General features: G+C 40.8%; 21 protein-coding genes. 12 read left to right on the forward strand and 9 right to left on the reverse strand.

Annotated features, from left to right (window positions below; translation table 11 throughout):
* Positions 1 to 125 precede the first annotated feature (125 nt).
* The gene (gene lon, locus FTV41_RS02730) at positions 126 to 2552 is read right to left on the reverse strand and encodes an endopeptidase La (protein WP_131260796.1); all 2427 of its coding nucleotides are present in this window, start codon (positions 2550 to 2552) and stop codon (positions 126 to 128) included.
* A 147-nt stretch (positions 2553 to 2699) separates the two neighbouring features.
* Complete coding sequence (locus FTV41_RS02735; protein WP_026438444.1) at positions 2700 to 3296, reverse strand: 5-formyltetrahydrofolate cyclo-ligase; 597 nt, start codon at positions 3294 to 3296, stop codon at positions 2700 to 2702.
* A gap of 351 nt (positions 3297 to 3647) precedes the next feature.
* On the opposite strand from FTV41_RS02735, the gene FTV41_RS02740 reads away from it, so the two are divergent.
* The 7 genes from FTV41_RS02740 (at position 3648) to FTV41_RS02770 (ending at position 12363) form a co-directional block, all read left to right on the forward strand.
* Entirely contained in the window at positions 3648 to 4898 is a 1251-nt protein-coding gene (locus tag FTV41_RS02740; protein ID WP_167846147.1) for a YncE family protein, read from the forward strand.
* A gap of 97 nt (positions 4899 to 4995) precedes the next feature.
* Positions 4996 to 5493 carry a hypothetical protein gene (locus FTV41_RS02745; protein WP_004970693.1) on the forward strand — a complete coding sequence of 166 codons (498 nt, stop codon included), beginning with the start codon at positions 4996 to 4998 and terminating at the stop codon, positions 5491 to 5493.
* A gap of 520 nt (positions 5494 to 6013) precedes the next feature.
* On the forward strand, positions 6014 to 7684 hold the full coding sequence (gene lldP / locus FTV41_RS02750; protein ID WP_179996066.1) for an L-lactate permease: 1671 nt from the start codon (positions 6014 to 6016) through the stop codon (positions 7682 to 7684).
* A 24-nt stretch (positions 7685 to 7708) separates the two neighbouring features.
* The gene (gene lldR, locus FTV41_RS02755; protein ID WP_004970689.1) at positions 7709 to 8458 is read left to right on the forward strand and encodes a transcriptional regulator LldR; all 750 of its coding nucleotides are present in this window, start codon (positions 7709 to 7711) and stop codon (positions 8456 to 8458) included.
* Positions 8455 to 9609 (forward strand): FMN-dependent L-lactate dehydrogenase LldD, encoded by a 1155-nt coding sequence (gene lldD / locus FTV41_RS02760; RefSeq protein WP_016659249.1) that lies wholly within the window; start codon positions 8455 to 8457, stop codon positions 9607 to 9609. The genes lldR and lldD overlap by 4 nt, the downstream gene beginning before the upstream one ends.
* A gap of 90 nt (positions 9610 to 9699) precedes the next feature.
* Positions 9700 to 11415, forward strand: coding sequence for a D-lactate dehydrogenase (gene dld, locus FTV41_RS02765; protein ID WP_179996067.1), 1716 nt, complete (start codon positions 9700 to 9702; stop codon positions 11413 to 11415).
* Positions 11416 to 11463: 48 nt separating this feature from the next.
* Complete coding sequence (locus tag FTV41_RS02770; protein WP_179996068.1) at positions 11464 to 12363, forward strand: LysR family transcriptional regulator; 900 nt, start codon at positions 11464 to 11466, stop codon at positions 12361 to 12363.
* A 105-nt stretch (positions 12364 to 12468) separates the two neighbouring features.
* Here the strand turns inward: FTV41_RS02770 and FTV41_RS02775 are convergent, their stop codons facing one another.
* Positions 12469 to 13020, reverse strand: a complete 552-nt coding sequence (locus tag FTV41_RS02775) for a ricin-type beta-trefoil lectin domain protein (RefSeq protein WP_019837853.1) — start codon at positions 13018 to 13020, stop codon at positions 12469 to 12471.
* 381 nt (positions 13021 to 13401) lie between these two features.
* On the opposite strand from FTV41_RS02775, the gene FTV41_RS02780 reads away from it, so the two are divergent.
* From FTV41_RS02780 to FTV41_RS02795, 4 genes are all read left to right on the forward strand, one after another.
* Complete coding sequence (locus tag FTV41_RS02780; protein WP_179996069.1) at positions 13402 to 14976, forward strand: sensor domain-containing diguanylate cyclase; 1575 nt, start codon at positions 13402 to 13404, stop codon at positions 14974 to 14976.
* Positions 14977 to 15018: 42 nt separating this feature from the next.
* Complete coding sequence (locus FTV41_RS02785; protein ID WP_004970544.1) at positions 15019 to 16149, forward strand: TIGR00341 family protein; 1131 nt, start codon at positions 15019 to 15021, stop codon at positions 16147 to 16149.
* 179 nt (positions 16150 to 16328) lie between these two features.
* Positions 16329 to 16706, forward strand: coding sequence for a diacylglycerol kinase (locus FTV41_RS02790; RefSeq protein ID WP_179988910.1), 378 nt, complete (start codon positions 16329 to 16331; stop codon positions 16704 to 16706).
* A 59-nt stretch (positions 16707 to 16765) separates the two neighbouring features.
* Positions 16766 to 17449, forward strand: coding sequence for a phosphatase PAP2 family protein (locus tag FTV41_RS02795; protein ID WP_179994041.1), 684 nt, complete (start codon positions 16766 to 16768; stop codon positions 17447 to 17449).
* A gap of 9 nt (positions 17450 to 17458) precedes the next feature.
* Here FTV41_RS02795 and FTV41_RS02800 read toward each other — a convergent pair whose 3' ends face one another.
* From FTV41_RS02800 to FTV41_RS02825, 6 genes are all read right to left on the reverse strand, one after another.
* Entirely contained in the window at positions 17459 to 18769 is a 1311-nt protein-coding gene (locus FTV41_RS02800; protein WP_179996070.1) for an ATP-binding protein, read from the reverse strand.
* On the reverse strand, positions 18769 to 19446 hold the full coding sequence (locus FTV41_RS02805) for a response regulator transcription factor (RefSeq protein WP_104852307.1): 678 nt from the start codon (positions 19444 to 19446) through the stop codon (positions 18769 to 18771). The genes FTV41_RS02800 and FTV41_RS02805 overlap by 1 nt, the downstream gene beginning before the upstream one ends.
* 1 nt (position 19447) lies before the next feature.
* On the reverse strand, positions 19448 to 21160 hold the full coding sequence (locus tag FTV41_RS02810) for a phosphoethanolamine transferase (RefSeq protein WP_179996071.1): 1713 nt from the start codon (positions 21158 to 21160) through the stop codon (positions 19448 to 19450).
* A 240-nt stretch (positions 21161 to 21400) separates the two neighbouring features.
* Positions 21401 to 22102 (reverse strand): VIT family protein, encoded by a 702-nt coding sequence (locus FTV41_RS02815; RefSeq protein ID WP_178319220.1) that lies wholly within the window; start codon positions 22100 to 22102, stop codon positions 21401 to 21403.
* Positions 22103 to 22959: 857 nt separating this feature from the next.
* The gene (cueR, locus tag FTV41_RS02820) at positions 22960 to 23352 is read right to left on the reverse strand and encodes a Cu(I)-responsive transcriptional regulator (protein WP_004970532.1); all 393 of its coding nucleotides are present in this window, start codon (positions 23350 to 23352) and stop codon (positions 22960 to 22962) included.
* Between the two features lie 59 nt (positions 23353 to 23411).
* A complete protein-coding gene (locus FTV41_RS02825) occupies positions 23412 to 25883 on the reverse strand; it encodes a heavy metal translocating P-type ATPase (protein ID WP_179996072.1) in 2472 nt (823 codons plus the stop codon).
* Positions 25884 to 26032: 149 nt separating this feature from the next.
* Here FTV41_RS02825 and FTV41_RS02830 point away from each other — a divergent pair, with 149 nt between their 5' ends.
* Positions 26033 to 26227, forward strand: a complete 195-nt coding sequence (locus FTV41_RS02830; protein ID WP_004970528.1) for a heavy-metal-associated domain-containing protein — start codon at positions 26033 to 26035, stop codon at positions 26225 to 26227.
* Positions 26228 to 26569 lie beyond the last annotated feature (342 nt).

Genomic DNA, 26569 nt, shown 5'->3' on the forward strand with positions numbered 1-26569 from the left:
CAGACTATCCATTTTAAAAATAATTAAAAAATTATTCAATTATTTTAAATCCAGAATCTAAATACGACAAAAGAGCACCGAAGTGCTCTTTTGAGATGTTCTATGCTTAAAGCAGAGTAACTTGCTTAATGACGTGCGGCTTTGCCTGCTGCTACTGGCTTCACAATCGGTGCCTTGGTTAAAGGCTTAGGCATACTGGTCAGTGCCAAAGGCAAGATTTCATCAATGCTTTTCACAGCCTTGATTTCCAAACCTTCTTTGACATTGTCTGGAATTTCAGACAAGTCACGCACGTTTTCCTGTGGGATAAATACCAGTTTGATACCACCACGATGTGCCGCAAGAAGTTTCTCTTTCAAGCCACCAATGCGCATTGCACGACCACGTAAGCTGGTTTCGCCTGTCATGGCAATATCAGGACGAATTGGAATATCTGTAAATGCAGATACCAATGCCGTAGTCAATGCCAAACCTGCAGATGGACCATCTTTAGGTGTTGCACCTTCTGGCAAGTGTACGTGTACATCGGTTTCGGCAAATACATTGGCTTCAATGCCTAAACTGTCGGCACGGGTACGCACAACGGTCATCGCGGCTTTGATTGACTCTTGCATCACATCACCCAATGAACCTGTGGTGATGAAATTACCTTTGCCTTTCATGGTTGCCACTTCAATGGTGAGTAATTCACCACCCACTGAAGTCCAAGCCAAGCCATTTACACGACCCACTTCGGCTTCTTCTTCTGCCATACCATAGTCAAATTTGTGTGGACCAAGGTAGTCAGGCAAGTTTTGTGAAGTCACATCTACCTGTAGGTTTTTGGCTTTTTTGCTGACTGCTTCTTTCACCACCTTACGGGCAATTTTTGACACTTCACGTTCCAGACTACGCACACCTGCTTCACGTGTATAGCGCTGCACAATGTCACGAATCGCTTCTTCATGAACCGTCAATTCTTTAGCACGCAAGCCATTATTTTTGATGGCTTTAGGGACAAGATAGCGTTCTGCAATATTCACTTTTTCATCTTCGGTATAACCCGGTAGACGAATTACTTCCATACGATCTAACAGAGCTTCTGGAATATTCATGCTGTTGGCAGTACAAATGAACATCACTTCAGACAAGTCTAAGTCTAGATCTAAATAGTGATCATTAAACTTGTTGTTTTGTGATGGATCAAGTACTTCTAACAAAGCAGATGCAGGGTCGCCACGGTAATCCTGTGCCATTTTGTCAATTTCATCGAGCAAGAACAGTGGGTTCTTCACACCAACTTTAGTCAATGACTGCACAATTTTACCCGGCATCGCACCAATATAGGTACGGCGGTGACCGCGAATTTCCGCTTCATCACGTACGCCGCCTAGCGCCATGCGCACGAACTCACGTCCAGTGGCTTTTGCAACCGATTCACCCAGTGAGGTTTTACCTACACCCGGAGGACCGACTAAGCACAGAATTGGACCTTTGAGTTTTTTCACGCGCGACTGCACAGCAAGGTATTCCACAATACGGTCTTTGACTTCATCTAAACCGTAATGGTCGGCATCTAAAATTTCTTGTGCTTTCGCCAAGTTAATGCTGACTTTGCTGGCTTTGTTCCATGGCGTATCTAAAATTACTTCCAGATAGTTACGTACCACAGCCGCTTCGCTAGATGCAGGTTGCATGGCTTTTAGCTTACGGAACTCAGCTTCTGCTTTTTTGCGGACATGTTCTGGCAAGTCTGCTTCGGCCAGACGTTTTTCAATTTCAGCGACATCATCTTCCGCACCGCCGTTCATATCGGACAGTTCGCGTTGAATGACTTTCATCTTCTCATTCAAGAAGTATTCACGCTGATTTTTTTCCATCTGGCGTTTAACAGAGTCATGCAAGGTTTGCTCAATCTGCTGTTCTTCAGACTGTTGCAATAAATAAGTCATTAACTCGGTCAAGTGAGCTTCAAACTCATCGTGCTCAAGGAATTTTTGTTTGACATCAATATTCAATGGCACACGGGTTGCAACAAAGAACAACAACTGCAATAAATCTTCAATTTTATTGGCAGCAGCAATCAGTTCACGTGCATTGCGTAATTTTGCTTCTGCATATTGCGCAAATAAGGCACGTAATTCTTGCAAACGTGTTGCTTGGGTATTTTCATCCATCGCAACAGTCATTGGGCTCAAGCTGTGTTCTGCAGTCAAATACGCGTCTTCATCAATAATTTTTTCGAGTTTGGCGCGGTATAAGCCTTCAATCAGAACTTTGATACAGTTTTCATCATTTTCGTGATTCACAACTTGCACAATCTTCGCGACAGTACCGTATTGATATAAATTGTCGTGATCAATTTCTTCTGTAAGCGAATCTTTTTGCGCAACTACAAATACTAGATTGTCACTGTTACGAGCCACATCAACTGCATTGATCGATTTTTCACGACCTACAAATAGCGCGATTTGCATGTGTGGATAAACCACCACATCACGTAGCGCTAAAAGCGGTAATACACTTGGAACCTGAGGCTCTAAGGTTTCTTGATTCATAATAATTTCAGACATGGGCACTCCTAATGAGTGACAACGGTGTTGCCATGTTTTTAATAGTGATGGGTATTTTTTAAAATACAAGGGTAGGTCAACACAAATTGTTTAAAAAGTAGCTAAATATGTGATTTTAAATTGATCTATTCAGTCAAAATGATCAATTTAGCGTTTCAAGGTGCGTTTAAACTGTAAAAAATGTTGTGGAGTTAGTAAGGCATCTACAGGTTGATCCCAATTTTCACGTGGCAAGCGTGTATGAATTAGCTGAAAATCATGTGCAATCCCTAAGCGATAAGGATGCTGCGGGGCAGAGGCTAAAGTGCGGTCATAATAACCACCGCCCATTCCAATGCGGGTGCCATGCGTATCGCAAGCCAATAAGGGCATCAAGACTAAATCTAAATGGGAGATGTGTTTTCCGCGACTTGTTCTTGGTTCTTGCATCCCCAAACGATGATGGGCAAAGCGACGCTGACGATATTGTTGTGGGGTGATTTGTACCCACACCAAGTGTTGATTCATATTGCAAATCATGGGCAAATACACTTGTTTGCTATGCGCGAAGCAATATTCAATGATGCGGTGTGTATGAATTTCACCAAAAGCATGTAAATACATACCCACTTTTTTTGCGTACTGAAATTTTGGCAGTCGTATTAGCCGCTGCAAAACAGCTTGCTGTGCGTGTTGCTGTTGGGTGCGCGTGACCGCTCTGCGCTGTTGTCGAAGCTGTTTACGCAAGGTTTTAAGTTCCAACAACTGCATCTCGGCACATCCTTATATTCTTGAGTTTAAATGCTTGAATGGGTATGGGATTACTGTCATTTCATCGACAAAAACAAGCTTTTATCATACTTGGCATTTTAACAGGATGTGATGCTGTATTTCTGTTTATCTGAAAATTGACCTGCTATCGGATAGTCTAGCTCGAACCCTAGACGCAAAATTACAAAAACTCTTATGCTATTGCCCAATCAATGCCACGCCAACAATCTTCAAGATCGCTTCAAGATGGATTAGGCAGGCTTCAGTTAAAAACAACAAATATGTAAAAACACAAGCCAAAACAAAAACAACACTTTCATTTTGCTGTTCAGGGAGAACAAGAACATGAATTATTCCAACAAGGTGTTTAAACATCTACTTCAAGGCGTGCTGGCTTTAGGAAGTTGTGTCAGCGCACAAAGTTATGCAGATTCGACCTATTTACCGCAGCCACCGAATACCCAACAAGTCTTTTTTGTCGGCAATAACTGGGATGGCACAGTGACGGTGATTCACCCTTCACAAGACTTTAGCAAAGTGGGTGTGGTCAATATGATTCCTGACCGCAAAGAGCGTTTATTAGAAATTCATTTAAATCCAGTGAAATTGATTGCCTACACTTACATTCAACAAACTGCAGGTGAGGGCAATGACCAGTTGGTGGATGATATGTATTCCACGCCAGATGGACAGTCGATTGTGGCTTCACGTCCAAGTTTTGCCGATGTGGTATCCATCAACATTAAAACGGGCAAAATTAATTGGCGTACGCCAGTCGAAGGTTTCCGCGCAGACCACATGGCGGTTTCACCAGATGGACAACGTGTTGCTGTGTCGGCATCGTCAGGTAATGTGGTGCATGTTTTAGATATTCATACAGGTAAAGAATTGGGGCGTTTTGCAACAGGGGATAAGCCGCACGAAAATATTTACTTTGCAGGTGGAACGAAAATCTTAAACTCTGCGATTGGTAACGTAGAAACTTCGATGGATGCACAGTGGCAAGATTTTACCAAAGGTAAGCGCTTTATTACCATTGCCGATGCCAACAATTATAAAGTTCTGAAAAAAATTGATTTCCGACCTGCGTTAGATGCCTTTGGACGTAAGGATTTATCCAACTCAGTGCGTCCTATGGTGCTAAGTAAAGATGAAAGCAAACTTTATGCGCAGGTTTCATTTTTTAATGGTTTGGTGGAATACGACTTAAAAACCGATAAAGTCACGCGTATTGGACAATTACCAGGCAGCAGTACAATTCCAAAAGACCGCAGCAAATGGGTAAATGATTCACGTCATCATGGTTTATCCATCAGCGCAGATGGCGAAAAACTCTGTGTGGCAGGCACGATGGATGATTACGCGACCATTGTAGACCGTCAGAGTTTAAAAGCAGGCAAACTGATTCCTGCAGGTAAACCATATTGGGCAACCCGTAGCCCAGATGGAAAAAGCTGTGTGATTTCAGAAAGTGAAACCGATGTGGTAACGGTGATTGACTTTGCTACGGGAGAAAAAGTCCGCAGTGTGCCAGTGGGGAATCACCCACAGCGAGTGCGTTTGGGTTATGCACCAAGCGATTGGTCGACGCCGTAATTTTTAAGCCGATCATAACAGGCAAAGCATGCTAAGGCGCTCAAGACGATATTTGAATTGAGCGCATTTTAGGATGGTTTGCTTATGGAGCATGCACATGAATGGGACTCGATGGCTCGGTATTGGCTTTTTTGTTTTGGCGGTCGCGGTGTTGTTTACTGTGGTGTATGTATTTCAACCACCGAATAAGACTGTTTCGGAAACAGTGTGGGTGAAACCGAACACGGCTTCCACAGAGATAGAAACAACGCAAAGTCTATATTCAGATGAATCTGAAAATGTACTGGAAACAAACGCTATGCTAGAGCGTGCTGCGGTATCTGCAGTTGAAATGCAGCAATTAATCCAGCAACGTGATCAGTTGTATTTAGGCTTTAAGCAAATTAGTACAGGTTTAAGCCAAGGGCAAAAGCCTGATTTAAACCGTGTACAAAGTATGTTGCTACAGCAGGAACAATTGGTACAAGCAGGCGTATTAAGAGCAGAAGATGCAATGAACTATAGCCAGTTTTTAAAGCAAATTTTACCTGAAATTGCAGGGCAAATTGATTTGCATATTTCGCGTTTAAAGCGCCTGAACGTGGTGACAGGTTAAGCCACAGTAAGGTGTGAGTTGCTGTTATAAATACACGATGACGCCATTGTTGCAGTCAATAATGGCGTTATTTTTTTGTCTAAAAAATTCTTTTAATCCACATGTTTTTAAGCCGAATAGCGGCCACTTGAGCTGAATTTATCCATGATTCCTTTGATCAAGCGTTCAATTCATCTTAGAAGAAAGCACACGTATTTTACTGTATTAGACGAAAGTTGTATAAGGCTGTGCCGAATAAATTTGGTTTTTCCTTCCTTTTAAAAACTGCAGAAAAAACAAAGTTTAAATATTTCTTTGGCATATTTTTTATGCTGTATATAAAGACATACCTTCAGTAAAATTGGTATGACCATTCAAGATAAACAATCAGACCAATCTTGACTTTTTCTTGTCTAAAACTATCATTTGTACCTTATATTGAGGAAATTCTGATTTTAACCTCAATATTGGTCAGACCAAAATTAGAATTTTACCTCTATGCTTAGACCTATGTTTACGTTTGAGTGAGCATTTCAAGGAGATGACAATGCTTCAACATTGGCAACAGATCTACGATCCAATGGCAAATATTTGGATTTCGAGTCTTATTGCATTAATCCCGATTATCTTTTTCTTTCTGGCATTGGCTGTATTTCGCTTAAAAGGAAGTGTTGCGGGAACAATTACGGTGATTTTGGCGTTATTGGTGTCGTTATTTGCCTATGGCATGCCTGCACCAATGGCTTTTGCTTCATTGATCTATGGCTTTTTCTACGGTTTATGGCCAATCGCATGGATTATTATTGGCGCATTATTTTTATATAAAATCTCTGTAAAAACAGGGCAGTTTAACATTATTCGCTCATCTATTCTGTCAATTACAGAAGATCAGCGTCTCCAGATGCTACTAGTGGGCTTCGCGTTTGGCACATTTTTAGAAGGTGCAGCGGGCTTTGGGGCGCCAGTGGCAATTACTGCTGCTTTGTTGGTGGGTTTGGGTTTTAAACCTTTATACGCTGCGGGTTTATGTTTGATTGTGAACACCGCACCTGTTGCGTTTGGCGCAATGGGGATTCCAATTATTGTGGCGGGTCAGGTTTCGGGTGTAGAAACCATGGAAATTAGCCAGATGGTTGGGCGTCAGTTGCCATTTATGGTGCCTATTGTGCTGTTCTGGATTATGGCAATTATGGATGGCTGGCGCGGTGTGAAAGAAACTTGGCCTGCAGTGTTGGTGGGTGGTGGTGCTTTTGCGATTGCACAATACTTGACCTCTAACTTTGTTGGACCTGAGTTACCTGACATTACAGCCGCAATTGCCTCTTTGATTAGTTTAACGGTCTTATTTAAATTCTGGCAGCCAAAACACATTTTCCGTTTTAGCGATGCAGACACCAAAGTGGATGCCAACTTAGTTGCAGAACAACAGCAAAAATACAGCATCGGGCAGATTGTTAAAGCATGGTCACCTTTTGCAGTGTTAACGGTGATGGTCACTATTTGGAGCATCAAGCCGTTTAAAGATTTATTTGCCAAAGATGGCGCAATGCACGACTGGGTAATTTCCATCAAAGTGCCATTTTTACACCAACTGGTGCAAAAAATGCCGCCTGTGGTTGCTGAAGTTAAAGACTACGATGCAATCTTTAAGTTCGATTGGCTGAGTGCAACAGGGACTGCAATTATGATTGCGGCTGTCATCACCATCATTTACTTAAAAATGAAACCGCGCGAAGCTGTTAAAACTTTTGCAGAAACCATCAATGAGTTAAAAACACCAATTTATTCGATTGGGATGGTGTTGGCTTTTGCTTTTATTGCCAATTATTCAGGCATGTCTGCGACTTTGGCATTGGCTTTGTCACACACAGGCAATGCTTTCACATTCTTCTCGCCATTTTTAGGTTGGATTGGAGTGTTCTTGACAGGTTCAGATACATCAGCCAATGCCTTATTTGCTGCCTTGCAAGCCACAACTGCACAGCAAATTGGTGTACCAGAAGTCTTGTTGGTTGCTGCCAATACCAGTGGTGGAGTAACAGGCAAAATGATTTCACCGCAATCTATTGCAATTGCCTGTGCGGCTGTTGGTTTAGTCGGTAAAGAATCGGATTTATTCCGCTTTACCGTGAAACACAGTATCACGTTCACCGTAATGATCGGTATTATTATCACTCTACAAGCTTATGTGTTCCCATGGATGATTCCATAACCACATGCACAAGAGGATAGCCGCATGAAAGTTTCCGACAAAGTTGTTCAAGACCTGCGCACACTGGTTGAAAAAAATCAGATGCAAGTCGGAGACCGATTGCCTGCCGAAAGAAAGTTATGTGAACAACTCGGGGTTTCCCGTTCCTCTTTGCGTGAGGCTATTCAGCAATTGACCAGTCAGGGCATGCTGGTCAGCAAAGTTGGAGCGGGTACTTTTTTGCAACAGCTGCCAACCAATTGGTCGCAATATCAAATTGTGCAGCCTTTAAGTAACCTGATTGATGAAGATCCTGCTTATCGTTTTGATGTGCAGGAAGCACGAATGGTGCTTGAAGGTGGTACGGCATGGTATGCCGCACAGCGGGCAACTGCTGAGGATTTGAAAAACATCCGTGCCTGTTATGAGCAAATCGCCCATTTTCAAATTTTAGGTGATGACGATCAGGCAGCAATTGCCGATGCCAAGTTTCATTTGGCAATTGCCGAAGCATCGCACAATTTGGTGCTCATTCAAATGATGCGCGGCTTATTTGATTTGTTGCAATACAACGTAGTTTTGGGCAGACGCAAAGTCTATACCGAAGCCCACCGTTTCGATCAGTTGCACGATCAACACTTTCAAGTGATGGATGCAATTGAACGCCAGGATCCAGAAGCTGCCCGTTCGGCAGTGTGTGGACATATTGAATTTGTAGTTCAACAAGTACGCATGATAGACGAGGAAGATGCGCGTCGTCAGCGTGCGAGTCGATTAAACAGGATAGCGCCATGATTATTTCTTCTGCGAATGATTACCGCGAAGCAGCCAAACGCCGTTTACCGCCATTTTTATTTCACTATATTGATGGAGGTGCGTACGCGGAACAAACGCTGAAAAGAAATGTGGAAGACCTTTCACAGATTGCCTTGCGCCAACGTGTTTTGAATGACATGTCGGCTTTAAGTTTAGAAACCACCTTATTTAATGAAACCTTGTCAATGCCTGTGGCTTTGGCACCTGTGGGTTTAACGGGCATGTATGCGCGCCGTGGTGAAGTGCAGGCTGCAGTTGCAGCTGACAAAAAAGGTATTCCGTTTACTTTATCTACCGTGTCGGTGTGCCCAATTGAAGAAGTGGTGCCTGCCATTTCACGCCCAATGTGGTTTCAATTATATGTATTACGTGACCGTGGTTTTATGCGCAATGCCTTGGAACGTGCCAAAGCAGCAGGCTGTTCAACCTTAGTCTTTACGGTAGATATGCCTGTGCCTGGCGCACGTTATCGTGATGCACATTCGGGCATGAGTGGTCCAAATGCTGCTATGCGCCGCTATATGCAGGCAGTGATGCATCCAAACTGGGCATGGGATGTTGGCTTACTAGGTCGTCCGCATGACTTGGGCAATATCTCTAAATACTTAGGCAAACCAACAGGACTTGAAGATTATATTGGCTGGTTAGGCAATAACTTTGACCCATCTATTTCATGGAAAGACTTGGAGTGGATTCGTGAATTCTGGGATGGCCCAATGGTCATTAAAGGCATTTTAGACCCAGAAGATGCTAAAGATGCTGTGCGTTTTGGCGCTGATGGAATTGTGGTGTCCAATCACGGTGGTCGTCAGTTAGATGGTGTGCTCTCGACTGCACGTGCTTTACCGCCAATTGCTGATGCGGTGAAAGGAGATCTTAAAATTCTAGTGGATTCAGGTATTCGTAATGGCCTAGATGTGGTGCGCATGCTGGCGATGGGCGCGGATACTTGTATGCTCGGACGTGCCTTTATTTATGCACTAGGTGCAGCAGGCGGGGCGGGTGTGAGTAATTTACTCGAATTGATTGATAAGGAAATGCGAGTCGCAATGACCTTAACGGGTGCTAAAAACATTCAGGCGATTAACTCAGATTGCTTGGTACAACTTGAGCGTGAACTGAAAGGCTAAATTGCCAACAGAAGCGACCAATCCATCAACCGATGCATTTGGCTGAATCGCTTAATTGTATTTATCACCTTGTTTCAGGACTTGTACACTATGCCACAGACAATTTCTTCTGCAATACAATTTGATGCTGCATCAACCCTCAAAAACTTGGTCGATATTGTGGGAAAAGCGCATGTATTGACCCATGAATCAGATACTCGTTTATATCGTCAAGGGCGACGTTTTGGCGAAGGACAGGTTTTTGCGGTGGTCACGCCAGGTTCTTTATTGCAGCAGTGGCAAGTGTTACAAGTGGCTGTGGCAGCAGATTGTATTATTATCATGCAAGCCGCCAATACTGGACTCACGGGTGGTTCTACCCCTTTTGGTGATGACTATGATCGTCCTGTAATTTTGATCAACACCCAACGTTTAAAAGGTATTCAGCTCATCAACGATGCCAAGCAAGTGATTTGCTTGCCTGGTGCAACATTGGATGCTTTGGAACAGCAATTGGCGCCGCATCAGCGTGAGCCACACTCAGTCATTGGTTCATCTTGTATTGGCGCTTCAGTGTTGGGCGGGGTATGTAATAATTCAGGTGGTGCATTGGTCAGACGTGGTCCTGCCTATACTGAGTTGGCCTTATATGCACAAGTCGATGCACAGGGCGAGTTGCAACTCATCAATCATTTGGGGGTGAATTTAGGGAACTCGCCAGAAGAAATTTTAACCAAACTTGAGCAACAACAATATCGCCCTGAAGATATTGAATATTCGGAACATTGTTGTGCTTCAGATCAGCGTTACGTGCATGATGTTGCCCAAGTCGATGCCGATACGCCTGCACGGTTTAATGCCGACCCGAGCCGTTTGTTTGAAGCTTCGGGTTCGGCAGGTAAAGTCTGTGTGTTTGCAGTGCGTTTGGATACATTTGAGAAAATTCCGAGTCAGGTGTTTTATATCGGCAGCAATCAGCAGGATGATTTAACCGCGATTCGCCGTTTTTTATTACGTGATTTGCCGCGTGTACCGATTGCTGGCGAGTATATTCATCGAGATGCCTATGACATTGGTGCAGAATATGGCAAAGACAGCTTCTTGTTTATCGAGAAGTTTGGCACCAGTAAAGTACCTGCAGCTTTTGCCATGAAAGACAAAGTTGATGGTTTTCTAACCCGTTGGGGCATGCGTGGATTGTCGGATAAAGTTTTGCAAATGTTCACGAAACTACTGCCAAATCATTTACCAGAACGCATGAACCAATTTCGTGATTTGTATGAACATCATTTAATTTTGCGCATTGAGCAGCAAGATGTTGCGGCAGTACAGCAGTTTTTAATGGATTATTTTATCACGCGCAGCTCAGGCAGTTTTTTCCTGTGTAGTGAAGATGAAGGACGCAAGGCTTTTCTGCATCGCTTTGCAGTGGCAGGTGCTGCAATTCGTTATCGTGATACACATCGAAATGAAGTGGAAGACATTGTTGCTTTAGATATTGCGTTAAGACGTAATGATCAGCAATGGGTTGAAACCTTGCCCGAAGAGTTGGAGCAGGCGATTATACATAAGTTGTATTATGGTCATTTTTTATGTCATGTCTTTCATCAGGACTATATTATTAAAAAAGGCGTAGACCCGTTGGCGATGGAACATCAAATGTGGTCATTGCTTGATGCACGTGGGGCAGAGTATCCTGCAGAGCATAATGTTGGGCATTTATATGTGGCGAAGCCTGCCTTAAAGCAGCATTATCAAAAATTGGATCCGACCAATTGTTTTAATGTGGGCATTGGGCATAGCTCTAAATTAAAAGCTTGGCGTTAAATAAGGATGAAAACTGAGCAGTGAAACTGATTCTAAGGAAAGATGGATATGTTTAAGTTAGATAGCAAACTGCTACAGATTTTTTACTATGTATATAAATTAAAAAATGTGTCTGCAGCAGCAGATGCATTGGGCATGAGTCAGCCTGCGGTTAGTAACTGTTTAAATAAAATTCGTCAGCATTTTAATGACCCATTATTTTTAAGGGTTGGCAATGAAATGTTGCCTACAGAGTTGGCGAAACAGATTTTTTCACCGATTAGTGAAATTATTAATAAAATTGAAACGGTCAATAATTTTAAAGTCGATTTTGATCCGACACATTCCGATCAATTATTTACCTTGGCAATGACCGATGTTTCGCATTTGGTTTTATTGCCAAAACTGACCAAGTTTTTAAAAAAATATGCACCTTCAGTGCGGATTAAAATTCGTCCTATTACCCGTGAAACCAGTTATCAAATGGCAAATGGTGAAATTGATTTTGCGATTGGTTTTTTACCTGAGTTAGAGCAGGATTTTTATCAGCAGCAATTATTTTTACAATATTATGTGGTGATTAGTCGTAAAGATCATCCACGTATTTGTGAAAAAAGTTTAGATGTTGAAGCTTATATTCGTGAATCGCATGTCGATGTAGATACCAGTATAGGTCACTACCATATTGAAAATGAATTAAGCAATCGTGGTTTAAGACGTAATATTCTAATGAGTATCCCAAGTTATTTAGGGGTCGGTTTAATTGTGCAAGAAACCGATATGATTGCGACAGTGCCTTATTATTTAAGTGAGGTGTTATTGGCACGCGGGAATTTACAAGTAGTGAGTGCGCCTTTGAATTTTCCAACCTATCCTGTACGACAATATTGGCATACGTCTTGTCATCACCAAACCAGTCATCAGTGGTTAAGAAAAGTGATTTTTGATTTGTTTAGTCAGCATCCTTAATTAATCGTATTTAAAGTAAAATTTTTATAATTTTTTAAATTATCATTCGCTAATTCCCTCATCTTCAAAAGAGCAGGCTAGGCTGAGGGAATTAGTGATTCTTTTTTATAAGGCAATAAAACTAAATTTCTGCCCACGATTTTGATTGCAGCTATACATTTTCATTTTTCCATTATAAATATCTAAACATTTGCCTGTATCTGCACTACGAATACGCTGACCATCGAGATACCATTTTTGGTTACTTTGTCCATTACAGGTATAAGCAATTACTTCAGCACCATCATGTTTCTGTTTTCCTGCTACATCTAGACATTTACCTTGCACGGTAATGCTTTGATCAGGATGGAAAATAAAATGCTGATTGGTACCATCATGACAATGTGAAGTCTGAATGGAACGTTGATTACTGCGACTAAAATCTACGCAGCGACCATCATAGGTTTTAATTTTGACTTTTTGTTGCCATGTTTGTGCAGGATAAGGCATAGGTGTTGGCATATAAATGGTTTGTTGTGCAGGACGTTCTACAGGTGTACTTGCTGGAATTTGAGGTTGAATGACGATATTGGGAATCTGCCCCGATGCTGTTCCGTCAACTACAATACATGCTGTTAAAAGTGAGCAACTGCTTATAGTGAAAAGTGTCTTAAACATAAGAGAAAACAATTTATTTATTAGGTGGATAGGATAAATTTAAAGCATGGAATAAATATTTATTTTTTGTAATTTTATGAGTAATTGACCCTAAAAATTTATCGAATAGACAAGGTTTTCAGCAAAAAATAAGAACGAAAAAATTCAAGTTGTCTTTATTTGTTATTAGTCGGTGCATTCTTAGGAAGTGTGTGGTAGAAATTGTATTTAGAGGATATATTTCTGATTTAGTTTGTGGTCAGCAACAAGCGAATTATCCAATTTGTTGAATTGAACATCAAAAATTCAACTATATTGCTTTAAAATTATGTGATTTAGTTGTAAAATTATGTGTTAAAGTTGGCAATTGTCACAGTTTTTGAATTTTTGGGGTAGGAACTGTTGAAACATTTTTTACTACGACTTGGATTGGATCTGCGTAAACTTATTTTAATTTCCACAATTTTAAGTGTATCAGGCTTATTTGTCGTAAGTATTTTTATTTTAAATTATGTAATTAAACAACAATTAATTCAAAATTCACTTTCGATCAATGAAAAATATGCAGAAAAAATTGCCACCAGTGCCAATCAACATTTTTCAGATATGCTGCAAGAGTTGGATTATAGTGCACGTTTATTAGAAAAAAAATTTTATAATACACAAGTTAGAAAAGAAGAAGTAAAACGCTTAAAAAATCAATCGAATAATTTTAATAGTGTTTTATTGGTAGAGCAGAATAAACATATTTTAGCTTATGCACCTAATACATTAAAACTTAATTTTAATCAGGCTTATAGTACCATTGGTATTGATGGATCTATTGAAAAAAAGAAAACTTATATTTCATCTCCCTATTGGTCTATAAGTAATAATTTAATCGTCATGATGTCACAACCTATTTATAATAAAACACATCAATATTTAGGCTTAATCAGTGGTACGATTTATTTACAGGAGCAGAACTTGATTAATACCATGCTCAATACTCAGTATGATTATAAAAAAAGTTATATGTATGTGATTGATCAACATAATCGTATTATTTTTCATCCAGATAAAAAGCGAATTGGTGAAAAAATTATCAATAATACAGGTTTGGATTATATTAATAAGAATACAAAGGGATCAATTCGTTTAAAGAATAGTTTAGGTATAGATAATTTGGCGGGTTTTGCACATATTCCAAGTGTAAATTGGATTGTAGTTTCTCAGCAGCCCACAGATGATTTACTTGCACAAGCTAATACGCTGATTTTTAAAGTATCGATTGGAATCTTCATTTTTTACTTTTTTATTTTTTTATTGATTTGGTATATCTCAAGCTTTATTTCTTCACCTTTGAACCGCTTGGCACGTATGGCAAGTATGCTGAATCAGGCTGAAATTCAAGATAAAATTAAAGAAGTCGACCCGTGGTATTTCGAGGTATTAAAGTTTAGAACCTCATTATTACTCAGTTCGGAAACCTTTAGTCATCGGATTGCGGAGTTAAAGCATCACGTCAATACTGATCCATTGACAGGTTTATATAACCGTCGTGGGATGCAATTATTTTTAAATGAGTTGGTCAAAACCCGAACTGAGTTTGCAGCATTGTCTATTGATATTGATTTCTTTAAGAAAGTTAATGATCACTATGGGCATGATCAAGGTGATATGGTACTGCAAACGCTCGCCCAAATAATGCAAACTAATTTTAGGGATCATGATATTTGTTGCCGTTCTGGGGGCGAAGAGTTTTTAGTGCTGATGACGACTGCCGACCCAAGTGTGGCATATAAAGCTGCGGAGCGTTTAAGAACGACCATGCAACAAACCAATATTAATGGTATGGGTGAAATTACCATCTCAATTGGTATCGCATTTTGGTTTAAAGATGCAGAGGATATTTCTGAAGTGCTTAAACTTGCAGATAATAAATTGTATGAAGCCAAACATGCTGGGCGGAATTGCACAAAGTCTACGGCTACATGAGAATTTGGATAGATTCCTATTCAGCTAACACAGAGGCATGCGATGGAAAAAGATCAAGATCCAACGATTGTGGTTGAAGACAGTCCTGAACAAGAAAAATATGAACTTCTGAAAGAAAAGCTGAAATACAAACAAGCGGAGCGCGAAAACTCTAAAAAGATTGATCATAAACAAGTACGGCTGAATATTCAGGCCGATGCCTTGCCAAGCAAAACCTTTTTTATAATGAATGCTTTGGCAGCTATTATTGCAGGCTATGGTTTATTGTCTAATTCAGCTGCAGTGGTGATTGGTGCAATGCTGGTTGCGATGATGCTTGGTCCTATTTCAGGTATGGCTTTAGCATTTATTGATAATCGATGGTTGTTTTTTAAAACAGCATTTAAAACCTTAGTTTTAGGTGTGTCGATGATTGTCAGTATTGGCATCATTTTAGGTCTTATCAATATTAACTTACCTATCACCCATGAAATTCTGTCTAGAACTCAGCCTACCATTATGGATTTAATGATTGCACTTGCTGGTGGTGCAGCAGGGGCATTTGCAGCCGTTTCACCACGTCTGTCTGTGGCTGTTGTTGGCGTTGCAGTTGCGACTGCTTTGGTACCGCCGCTGGTTGCAAGTGGCATATTAATTGCGCATCTGGAATGGAAACATGCAGCAAATGCTCTGCTGTTGGCACTGACCAATATTGTTGCTATTCAAATTAGTTCTTCACTGGTGTTATGGGCAGCAGGTTTTAGACGCGGTTCAGATGAAGAAGTAAATAGCACAGTAATTGAATTTATTAAAAGAAATATCGTGAGTCTTTTAGTACTTTTTGCGCTGGGTATCTATTTAAGCTTTAACTTTATGATGATGTTAAATAAACAGATGTATGAACATCAGGTAGAAAGCTTGATTGAAAGTCAATTTAATCAACATAATAATTTGATTGATACGGTGCAGTTTGATCGGCGTAAAGAGATGACTTTAATTCGCGTAGTCTTGCGTGGAGATATAGCGCCAAAACCTCAACAGATTTCTGCATTGAATCAAAAATTAGCACAAGACCCACGTGGAAAACCAAGTGTGGTTCAAGTGCGCTTTATTCCTGTGCAAATTATTCAAGCCAAAGAAAGTCCTGATTTTGATATTAAGCAAGTTGAAGCCGAGCAATTGATACAACCTTAGATTCAACAATAAGAAATTGATGGTATTTACAGCTTACTTTAGATGGAGTCTTATTATTCAATAGGCATTCATAATGTTACATATTACACAGATTTAATTTAATAGTCTCAAAAGGTTATATTTAAGCCAATTTTAAGCTAAGTGACTTAACATCGGATTTATTTCAAATCAGATTCACTATGCTTCCACGCTCTCCTTACAAAGGCACTTCTGGTTTACAAAGGATTTTGAATGCCACAAGCTATTCTTTGGCAGGGTTTAAAGCCGCCTTTCAAAATGAAGCGGCATTTCGGCAAATCATTCTGATTAATTCACTGCTGATTCCACTCAGTTTTTTCATGCCTGTTAGTCGTGTCGAACAAGTGATCATGATAGTGGTGTGTTTACTTGCCATCATTGTCGAACTGATTAATTCAGCCATTGAAGCTGTGGTCGATCGTGTTTCAATTGAGCAACATCCCTTGTCTAAAAATGCCAAAGATATGGGCAGTGCAGCGCAATTTGTTGCTTTGGCAATTATCGCATTGACTTGGGGTGCATGCCTGATTTCTGCTTAATTCCTTAAAAAACAAGCATAAAACAGACTTTAAAATAGATAGTGAGTTGAGTATTCCTCATGCGGCATCAGCATTCAAAATTTTTACTTCTTCAAGCAATTTTACTCCTTCTGAGTTTGCTGATATTGCTCAATTTCTTTAGCGTTGCAGGCAGGCTAGATTTATACCTCATTCAACCCTTTGTGGATGCTCATGCAGAATTTCCACTTCGACAAGACTGGGCATTGGCTGTATTAAATCATCGGTATGTCAAATATATCCTGATTGCAGTATATCTGAGCTATTTGCTGGCTTGGTTGCTGTCTTTCAGATTTCAAAAATTACGTGCTCGTCGTTGGGAGTTTGGCTATTTCTTTTGGATGGCGGTGATTTCAACCAGTGTGATTGCAATACTTAAATCGCAGTCGGCACATGCTTGCCCGTGGGATATGAGCATTGCCACAGCGCATGGCGTTTGGTGGGATTTAAGTGCAACGGCAGGGCATTGTTTTCCTGGTGGGCATGCCTCAAGTGGTTTTGCTTTATTGGTAGGATATTTTGTTTATCGGGTTGCTCAACCTAAACGTGCTTATTTTTTCTTAATTGCAGCATGTATTTTAGGCATGGGGATGGGCTGGGCGCAAATGATGCGCGGGGCACATTTTTTTAGTCATAATCTTTGGACAGGCTGGATTACTTGGTGTTTGAATGTGGTTGCCTATGCATTCTTGGCGCATAAATTGCACACTCAAAATCTAACTTAAAACCCGATCTTAACGCATCGGAAATTTAACCTGCACACATAAACCACCTAAACTGGCACTTTTAGAAAACTCTAAACTTGCACCTAAGCGTTGGGTGGCTTTATCTACAATAGATAAACCTAAACCACTACCAATTTCCGCATGGTTATGAATACGGTAAAAACGCTGTCGAATTTGATTGAATAGTGCGGGGTCAATGCCTGCACCACTGTCTTCAATTTGCAAAATAGCATGCTGCGCTTGCTGAAAAATAGTCACATTAATCACGCCTTGTTTGGGCGTATATTTAATCGCATTATCAATTAAATTATAAATAATGGAATGTAAGGCAGAACTTTGTCCATGAATATTTAACTCTTGGCGTTGTTCGACACCTAAATCAATATCTTTTTGCAATGCCAATTGAATAAGTTGTTCCACACAGGCAATGGTCATTTGATTTAAAGATAGGGTTTGATCGTTTTCAATTAGACTATCTGAGGCATCTTGCTTGGCTAAGCTTAATAACTGATTGACTAAATGCTGTAAACGCAAAACCCCTTGGCTTAAATTATTGAGGGCATCACTATGTGGAAATTGCTGCAATAAAATTTGTACTTGTAAATTGAGTGCAGTGAGTGGGGTACGTAATTCATGTGCAGCATCGGCAACGAACTGGCGCTGTTCCTGCTGTGCGGCAGAAATTCGCGTAAATAACTGATTCATTTCCTGAATCGTGGGTGCAAGCTCGACAGGATAATCCAACATGTGAATCGGGCTGAGATCCTGCGCTTTACGACGTGCCAATTCGCTTTTAAAGTTATTTAGTGGTTGAAAATTATGACGAATCAGCCAACCCAAAGCCAAAAGGGCAAAGGGTAAAAATATTGCATAGGGAATAAACATATTTGCCGCTAATTCTAAAGCTAAATATTGGCGCACAGAGTTTTGCTGGCTAATTTGAATCTGTAGGGTTTCTTGCGGCAAAATATAGGTATGCCACAGTCCAACTTCGGTTTGATGATTATAAAACCCTGGTTTTTCTACGGGTTGTAGCAACACATCTTGAGGGTGTAATTGTGTTGTAGCATCGTCATATGACCAAATATCGACAAATAAGTCTTCTTCGCTATATCTCTGATTTAAATCGATTTGGCTCTGTGTAGGTTCAGGATGGTTCGCTGCAATGCGTTCTGCCAAACTTTGCATTTGTGCATCTAAAATTTCATTCATTTCTTCTAGGGCAATTCGATACGCTGCAAATACCAAAACGCAGCCCAACATGACACTAAAGATAGAAACATAAACAATCAGACGTTTTTGCAAAGAGTAGGATTGCATTAAATTTGCCCTAAACGGTAGCCCAAACCACGAATGGTACGAATAAAGTCCTTGCCAAGTTTGGCGCGTAAATGGTGAATATAGACTTCAATGGTGTTGCTGCTGACTTCACTGTCAAAATCATATAATTTATCTTCTAAATTACTTTTAGAGAAAATTTTATTAGGGTGGCTGACCAAAGCCATTAAAATTGCCCATTCACGATTCGACAATTCGATATATTCACCTTTGAATTTTGCCAAATGTTGTTCGGTATCTAAGACTAAATCGCCATAACTTAAAATATGTGCGGTATCGTTTACAGGATTTTGTGCGCCGCTACGTCTGAGCAGGGCATAAATTCGCGCCAGTAATTCATCAAATTCATAGGGTTTAATTAAATAATCATCTGCACCCTGATTTAAACCATCCACCCGTTGTTGCAATTGATCACGCGCAGAAATAATCAGCACGGGCAATTGTAGATGTAACTGGCGAATGTTTTTTAATACCTGCATGCCGTCCATCATGGGTAAGCCTAAGTCCAGCAACACCAACTGGATATCTTGCTGCTCTAATTGCTTTAAGCCATCAATCCCGTTGTTCACCCAAGTAACATCAAATTGCTGTAACTTGAGCAAGGTTTGGGTCGATTCGGCAATCATAAAATCATCTTCAATGATTAATATTTTAGGCATGTTACGACTCGTGCTGCGGTTGAGTGGTAGATGGGGCAGAACATTGATTCAGCATATCATTTTTCGGATCAATCACTTGGCTTTTTACATCTAGTAAGCTCAATAAACTTGGGAAAAGATTGTCCTGACTCAATGCTGTTTGGCGTTGTGCTTTTAAGCAATTCACTTGCGCAGCATTTTGTTGTTGCCAAGTTTCTGAAAACCACATCAGCATCGGTACATGAGTTTGTTGAGTGGGTGCCATAGAATACGGTGCGCCGTGTAAATATAAACCATGTTCGCCTGTCGATTCTCCATGATCAGACAAATACCAAAAACCTGTTTGATAGTTTTTTTGTTGCTCTAAAGTTTGAATCAACTGACTTAAAACATGGTCGGTATAGACAATCGAGTTGTCATAGGTATTGCGTAAGGCATCGGCACTGCACCCCTGAATCGCATTGCTGTTACACGTCGGTTGGAAGGGGTGATAAGCTGCGGTTGAGCGTTTGAAATAAGCAGGTCCATGACTGCCCATTTGGTGCAATACAATTAAATGTGAGCGCGTGTCTTTCGGGTCAAGCTGAGCAAGATAAGCCTGTAAACTGTCCACTAAAATTTCATCTAAACATTCACCGCTAGCATCACACCATTTTTGTTTTAGCGCTGCAGGAATTTGATATTGCTGCACCCGATCACAAGCACCTTTACAGCCTGAATTGTTATCAATCCAAGTGACTTGATAACCAGCATGCTGGGCAATATCCAGTAAACCTTCGCGGTGACTTGCCAGTTGTTCATCATAGTTTTGGCGTGGCATCCCCGAGAACATGCACGGCACAGAAACAGCCGTGGCTGTACCACATGAGCTGACTTGAGTGAAATTAATCACAGGCAGATTGGACAGTTCAGGATTGGTGTTTTTTGCGTAGCCATTCAGTGAGAAGCTTTCGGCACGTGCAGTTTCACCAACCACCAACAGCATAATTTTGGGTGCTGTGCCTGCTTTCGCACGTTGAATTAAATGCGCATCTTCACCATAGCGCAGCAGCGGCAAATTCTGTTTAGGAGCTTTCTTTTTATAATACGATAGACTAGAGGTAATCGCATTTTGTGGAGAAAGCATGCCTTTTAAATCACGATGTTCACGGAAGATTGCAGCATAATCCACATAAAAACAGAACAATAAACCTAAAATCAGCACAATCGAAACCACACTGCCTAAAGTCTTTTGCAGTAATTGACGGGCAAAATGAGTCGGCTGAATTTTAACAGACCACACCAAGACCAATGGCAATAGTACAAACAGCACACTCCAAACCACTAAGCGTACAGACAAAAGATCACGTACTTCACGTACATCGGTTTGCAGCATATTTTGAATTTGGTCTGCGGTAATCACTACGCCCAAGCTATTAACAAAATAAGCGCTGAATCCACCGACTACAATCAAAATACTGGCTAATATTTTGGCATTCCAACGCCAGTTTAGCCATTGCAGCAACAGATGATACGCCGATACGATGACGATCACAGTTGCAATCAATAAGCCTATGGCTTTAATGCCCTGATAAGGTGTGAATTGTTGAATTTTCTCATAAAATCCATAGTTCAATACCAAGCCTAACCATAGGGCAAGCAGTAGATTGAAATAGAATAAAGAAATCGGTTTTTGCCAAAAGCGTAGTCGGGCAAAGATAGATGGAGCAAGTGGTGATTCGGGCTGCTTAGACATTGTCAATGATTTAAAAGACTTTAAGATGCTTTAGTTTAAAATTTGAAACTTAAAACTGACTTAAAATTGTGGGCTGAATCTGTTGTAGTTTTATTTGATTAACTTTGAAGATAGAAGTTTTAGAGATATAAACTTTGCATGGATAAGCTGTTCATTCATGTTATTTCTGAAGCTTGCCCTATCTCTGAACATATTTTTATCCAAAGATAGGGCAGATTTTTATACTGAGTTTTCTAGATTTTAAGCCACAGCGACATGGAACATTGAACCAATCCACGCACTGAATACCATGGCGACAATACCCCAGATCATGACACGCAATGCACCTTTCCACATACTTGCGCCACCGACATAGCTGGCAAGCGCACCCATAACCCCTAGACTGATTACACCGACCAACATCACGCCTTTGTCTAACAGATGTTCAGGTAAGAGTAAAATAGACACCAACGGGAATAATGAACCTATAGTAAATGCCAATGCCGATGAAAAAGCTGCCATAAATGGCTGCGCTGAGGTGTGTTCTAAAATACCAATTTCGTCACGGGCATGGGCATCTAGAGCATTGTGAGCAGTCAGTTGTATGGCAACTTGTTCTGCCAATTCGGCATCTAAACCACGAATCATATAAATATTGGTGAGTTCTTTTAGTTCATGCTCTGGATTGAGTTTTAATTCGCGTGCTTCCATCGCAAGGTCATTTTGTTCAATGTCTTGTTGAGATTTCACCGAAATATATTCACCTGCTGCCATAGAAGCAGCGCCCGAAATTAAGCCTGCAATACAGGTAATTAACAATGTTTGAGAAGATGCACCACTGGCTGCCATCCCCACGACCAAACTGGTCACAGAAATGATCCCATCGTTCGCACCCAATACTGCAGCACGTAACCATCCAGACCGTTCAATATAGTGTTTTTCGAGGTGGTAAGAATGTGGCATAGATCAAACTCTCTTGTTATTCAATTTTCGTTTATTGATGTGTGATATAGCATAAATCATTCTAAAAAATTTATCGTTTAAAAATGAGAGGTATTTCACAAAATAGATGAAGTCGTAATGTGGTTTTTGAGTTTGAGCTTGGAGTTTTTTATAAAATTTCCTTAAATTTCAACCTTTAAATGCCTTAAAAAATGATCAATAGCTTGTAAGATGATAAAAGAGATTGATTCAATCAGGCTTGCAAGTAAATAGGAAATATCGTGATGTCTTTTCAGAATATTGTCGTACCTGTAATGAGCGAAGTCAGTCTAAAAACCATTCATCGGTTGGGTGCAGGGTAAAGTATGCCTAAATTATCTCGTGACTTAGTATCGCCAGACGTATTTGACTTAAAGTCATTTATTTCTCCTCGCATTAGGGGTAGATGTCGCACTTGCAGAAGTCATACGTGGACACGGTACAATTTATGATGCAGAAGTCTGTGATGCTGCGGTTCGTTTAATTAATGAAAAAGGATATGAATTACCGCGCTAAAATATGCGTAATGAATAGTGCTAAAACTTGATTGTTGTGCAGTTTATCGGAGAGATTCTTAAAAAGTGTTAAATTTATCTCGTAAATTATATAGAATGCTCACTAATTCAAATTGTGTTTATATATAATACGCTCCCATAAAGTAACAGATATTCCAAGTTTCCCCCCACACTTCCCCAAAGTGTGAGTTTTTTTATGCTATGTATTAAAAAGATAGGGATGTAGATTTCCTAAGTTAAATTTAAGCTGACAGATACAACAATGGTTTCTAACAAGTGGATAACTGTCAGGTCTTGTTTGAATGGGGGAAGCTTAATTCCAAATCACTTCCCCAATTCAATATCTTTCAAAATCACACAATCTGCCTGTTCATCGCCAGAGCAATGATCTGCAGAGCTTTGCAACCAGTTCGCCATTTCCTGTAATTGCGTAATCTTCTGTTTTAAGGTTTCAATATGTTTAAGCGTGAGTTGCTTCACTTCTGCACTTTGTCGGTCAGCATTTTTCCATAAACCTAGCAATTCTTTCATTTGCTCAGAAGAAAACCCCAAATCCCGTGCATGCTTAATAAAAGACAAAGTTTTTAAATCTTGCTCAGAATAAATCCGATAACCCGAAGCAGAGCGTTTGGCGGTATCCAGTAAACCAATTTGCTCATAATAACGAATCATTTTGCTGGAAATACCCGATAGCTTAGAGGCTTGACCAATATTCATGTGACTTCTCTCATAAAAAGGGCGTAGAGCAATCTTCTAAACCCTTTTGTATGTTGCATTTAAATCTGTGCTGCTTGGAAATATTTTAAACGGAGCGCATTACCCAATACAAACACTGAAGATAATGCCATCGCGCCCGCAGCAAAAATAGGCGAGAGCAAAATACCTGCAAACGGGTATAGCACGCCTGCAGCAATTGGAATCAAGGCAATATTATAAATAAATGCCCAAAACAGATTTTGACGAATATTGCGGATAGTGGCTTTACTCAAAGCAATTGCATTGGGCACACCTTGTAAATTGCCCGACATCAATACAACTTCGGCTGCTTCAATCGCAACATCTGTACCTGTACCAATCGCAATTCCAACATCGGCTTGTGCCAAAGCAGGGGCATCATTAATACCATCACCCACAAAAGCCACACGTCCAAATTGCTGTTGTAATTCACGTACAACATCGACCTTGCCTTCAGGTAAAACCTCGGCCACCACATGATCAATCTGTAAACGTGCAGCAATTGCCTGAGCCGTATGTCGGTTATCTCCCGTAATCATCGCCACTTTTAAACCCAGTTGATGCAACGCCGCAATAGCAGCAAAAGTCGTGTCTTTAATTGGGTCTGCAACGGCAACAATGGCTGCCAGTTGTTGATCAATCGCCATATAAATGGGTGTTTTGCCTTCTTGTCCTAAACGTGCAGCTTCTGCATTAAAAGCGCTAACATCTAGCCCAATTTGTTGCATATAACGGTCTGCACCAATCTGAATACGTTGACCATTCACCAGTGCTTCAATACCTGAACCTGTGATGCTGTCAAACTCGGTCACAGGCAGTAAACTGACTTGCTTTTCTGTTGCAGCTTGCACAATCGCCAGTGCAATGGGATGCTCAGATTTCGCTTCTACCGATGCCAAAAGTGCAAAGACCTGATCTGCATCAAAACCCGATTGCACATGAAAATCGGTTAATGTTGGTTTGCCTTCGGTGAGCGTTCCTGTTTTATCCACCGCGACCACTTTAACATCTTGCAAAAGCTGCAAAGCTTCGCCTTTACGAAACAGCACGCCCATTTCTGCGCCACGACCTGTTCCCACCATAATTGAAGTCGGTGTGGCTAAACCCATCGCACATGGGCAGGCAATAATTAGAACAGCGACTGCATTGACCAAACCAAAGGTCAGGGCAGGTTCTGGGCCAAAAATAAACCACACAATAAAAGTAAGTGCAGCCAATAACATCACGGCAGGTACAAACCACATGGTTACTTTATCCACCAAGGCTTGAATGGGTAATTTAGACCCTTGCGCCTGCTCGACCATGCGAATAATTTGCGCCAACACCGAAGCTTCACCAATGGCAGTGGCACGAATATTTAGTGTGCCATTTTGGTTGATGGTACCGCCTACAACTTGATTGCCCACTTGTTTTGCCACAGGAACAGGCTCACCTGTAATCATTGACTCATCTATATAACTATGACCTTCGATCACTTCACCATCTACAGGAATGCGCTCACCTGGGCGGATTTCGACAATGGTATTGGAGCTGACTTCCGCCACTGGCACTTCAATGATTTGACCATCCCGATGAATACGTGCAGTTTTAGCTTGCATGCCAATTAAATGCTGAATGGCTTGCGAGGTGCGACCTTTGGCTTTGGCTTCAAAATAACGACCCAGCAAAATCAAACTGACAATCACTGCCGCAGCTTCATAATAAACATGCACTGTGCCTTCGGGTAAAAGCTGCGGCATAAACGTTGCCACCAATGAAAAACTGTATGCAGCCAAAGTTCCTACCGCCACCAAAGAGTTCATATCAGGCGCAAAATGTAACAGCGCTGGAATCCCTTTTTGATAAAAACGACGTCCTGGTAACAGCAGCACCAATGTGGTTAAAGCAAATTGAATCAACCAACTTTGTTGTTGCCCAATATTGTGCATCACCCACATGTGAAAGGCGGGAATCATGTGTGAGCCCATTTCCAGAATAAATACAGGCAAGGCTAAAATCAGTGAAATTACTAAATCACGTTTCAGTTGTTGCTGTTCCAGATTCTTTTTATCGTGTTGTTCGTTAGAGTCGTGTTGCAGCAGTTTGGCGTCATAACCTGCTTTTTGAATCGCTCGAATCAGGTCTTGGCTAGAAACTGTGGCATTCGGTTGAATCCATGCGCGTTCAGTCGCCAAATTGACATTGGCTTGTTCTACACCAGACACTTTCTTTAAGGCTTTTTCGACACGTGCTACACACGAGGCACAGGTCATGCCATCAATAGACAGTTCTATTGGTTGAATGGCAGCTACATCAAAACCTGCACGTTGCACTGCCTTAATGAGCAGTGCACGGTCTAAAGGTTGCGATGCGTGAATCAGTGCTTTTTCTGTTGCAAGATTCACTTCAGCTTTTTCTACACCATCGACTTTTTTTAAGGCTTTTTCGACACGCCCGACACATGAGGCACAGGTCATGCCTTCTATAGACAAAGTTTCCTGATAGGGAGAGGCATTTGGGTGTTTTGCGTCCATGGTCGTCTCTATAATTTGGAGGATGTGTTTAGCATATAGATTGACACGATGGTAAGGTCAAGTAAATTTTAGCCCAAAATAGGCTTGACCTTGCCAGCATGGTAAGCTTTAAACTACAGTTCAACAAAGGCAGAAGTGTGGAGTTCGCAATGAAACTATTGATTGAAAATATGACTTGTGGCGGTTGTGCACGTGGTGTCACGGCAACCATTCAAGATGTTGATCCTGCTGCAAAAGTTGAAGTCGATTTAGCGACTAAAATTGTGACCGTGGAAAGCACTGCAACTGTAGATCAAATTACGGCTGCATTGGCAGAAGATGATTTTCCTGCACAAGTTCAATAAAACTGCATCATCTAAGAAGCTCCAATGTGTGAGCTTATCGTAAGGTCAATTGGTCAACTGACGAATTGACCTATTTTTTTGCCTGCCGATTTTTTCTCGTTGTTTTTTGATGTGACCAACTGAATACATTTTGATCACGAAGATGCTAAACCAAGCCAATCAGAAGCTGAGATTTTCTAACTTCAAGCTGAGTTTCATTCATTCAGGGCTGAAATCTACTGAATGAACTATGTGCTGTCCTCTAAAATATACTCTTCAATATTTATCGGAATAAAAAAATTTTTTGGTTTTAACTTGTTGTTATTGAAATATTTATTTTAATTTTTAAATTTAAGGGATAAC

Source organism: Acinetobacter sp. YH16051 (assembly GCF_013417135.1).
GTDB classification, from domain to species: Bacteria; Pseudomonadota; Gammaproteobacteria; order Pseudomonadales; family Moraxellaceae; genus Acinetobacter; species Acinetobacter towneri.

Coding starts and splice junctions, on each gene's coding strand:
- lldP (WP_179996066.1), top strand. CDS start 6,014: ATGACAATGCTTCAACATTGGCAACAGATCTACGATCCAATGGCAAAT.
- lldR (WP_004970689.1), top strand. CDS start 7,709: ATGAAAGTTTCCGACAAAGTTGTTCAAGACCTGCGCACACTGGTTGAA.
- FTV41_RS02770 (WP_179996068.1), top strand. CDS start 11,464: ATGTTTAAGTTAGATAGCAAACTGCTACAGATTTTTTACTATGTATAT.
- FTV41_RS02740 (WP_167846147.1), top strand. CDS start 3,648: ATGAATTATTCCAACAAGGTGTTTAAACATCTACTTCAAGGCGTGCTG.
- lon (WP_131260796.1), bottom strand. CDS start 2,552: ATGTCTGAAATTATTATGAATCAAGAAACCTTAGAGCCTCAGGTTCCA.
- FTV41_RS02815 (WP_178319220.1), bottom strand. CDS start 22,102: ATGCCACATTCTTACCACCTCGAAAAACACTATATTGAACGGTCTGGA.
- FTV41_RS02790 (WP_179988910.1), top strand. CDS start 16,329: ATGCTTCCACGCTCTCCTTACAAAGGCACTTCTGGTTTACAAAGGATT.
- FTV41_RS02825 (WP_179996072.1), bottom strand. CDS start 25,883: ATGGACGCAAAACACCCAAATGCCTCTCCCTATCAGGAAACTTTGTCT.
- FTV41_RS02800 (WP_179996070.1), bottom strand. CDS start 18,769: ATGCAATCCTACTCTTTGCAAAAACGTCTGATTGTTTATGTTTCTATC.
- dld (WP_179996067.1), top strand. CDS start 9,700: ATGCCACAGACAATTTCTTCTGCAATACAATTTGATGCTGCATCAACC.
- cueR (WP_004970532.1), bottom strand. CDS start 23,352: ATGAATATTGGTCAAGCCTCTAAGCTATCGGGTATTTCCAGCAAAATG.
- lldD (WP_016659249.1), top strand. CDS start 8,455: ATGATTATTTCTTCTGCGAATGATTACCGCGAAGCAGCCAAACGCCGT.
- FTV41_RS02830 (WP_004970528.1), top strand. CDS start 26,033: ATGAAACTATTGATTGAAAATATGACTTGTGGCGGTTGTGCACGTGGT.
- FTV41_RS02805 (WP_104852307.1), bottom strand. CDS start 19,446: ATGCCTAAAATATTAATCATTGAAGATGATTTTATGATTGCCGAATCG.
- FTV41_RS02775 (WP_019837853.1), bottom strand. CDS start 13,020: ATGTTTAAGACACTTTTCACTATAAGCAGTTGCTCACTTTTAACAGCA.
- FTV41_RS02795 (WP_179994041.1), top strand. CDS start 16,766: ATGCGGCATCAGCATTCAAAATTTTTACTTCTTCAAGCAATTTTACTC.
- FTV41_RS02785 (WP_004970544.1), top strand. CDS start 15,019: ATGGAAAAAGATCAAGATCCAACGATTGTGGTTGAAGACAGTCCTGAA.
- FTV41_RS02810 (WP_179996071.1), bottom strand. CDS start 21,160: ATGTCTAAGCAGCCCGAATCACCACTTGCTCCATCTATCTTTGCCCGA.
- FTV41_RS02745 (WP_004970693.1), top strand. CDS start 4,996: ATGAATGGGACTCGATGGCTCGGTATTGGCTTTTTTGTTTTGGCGGTC.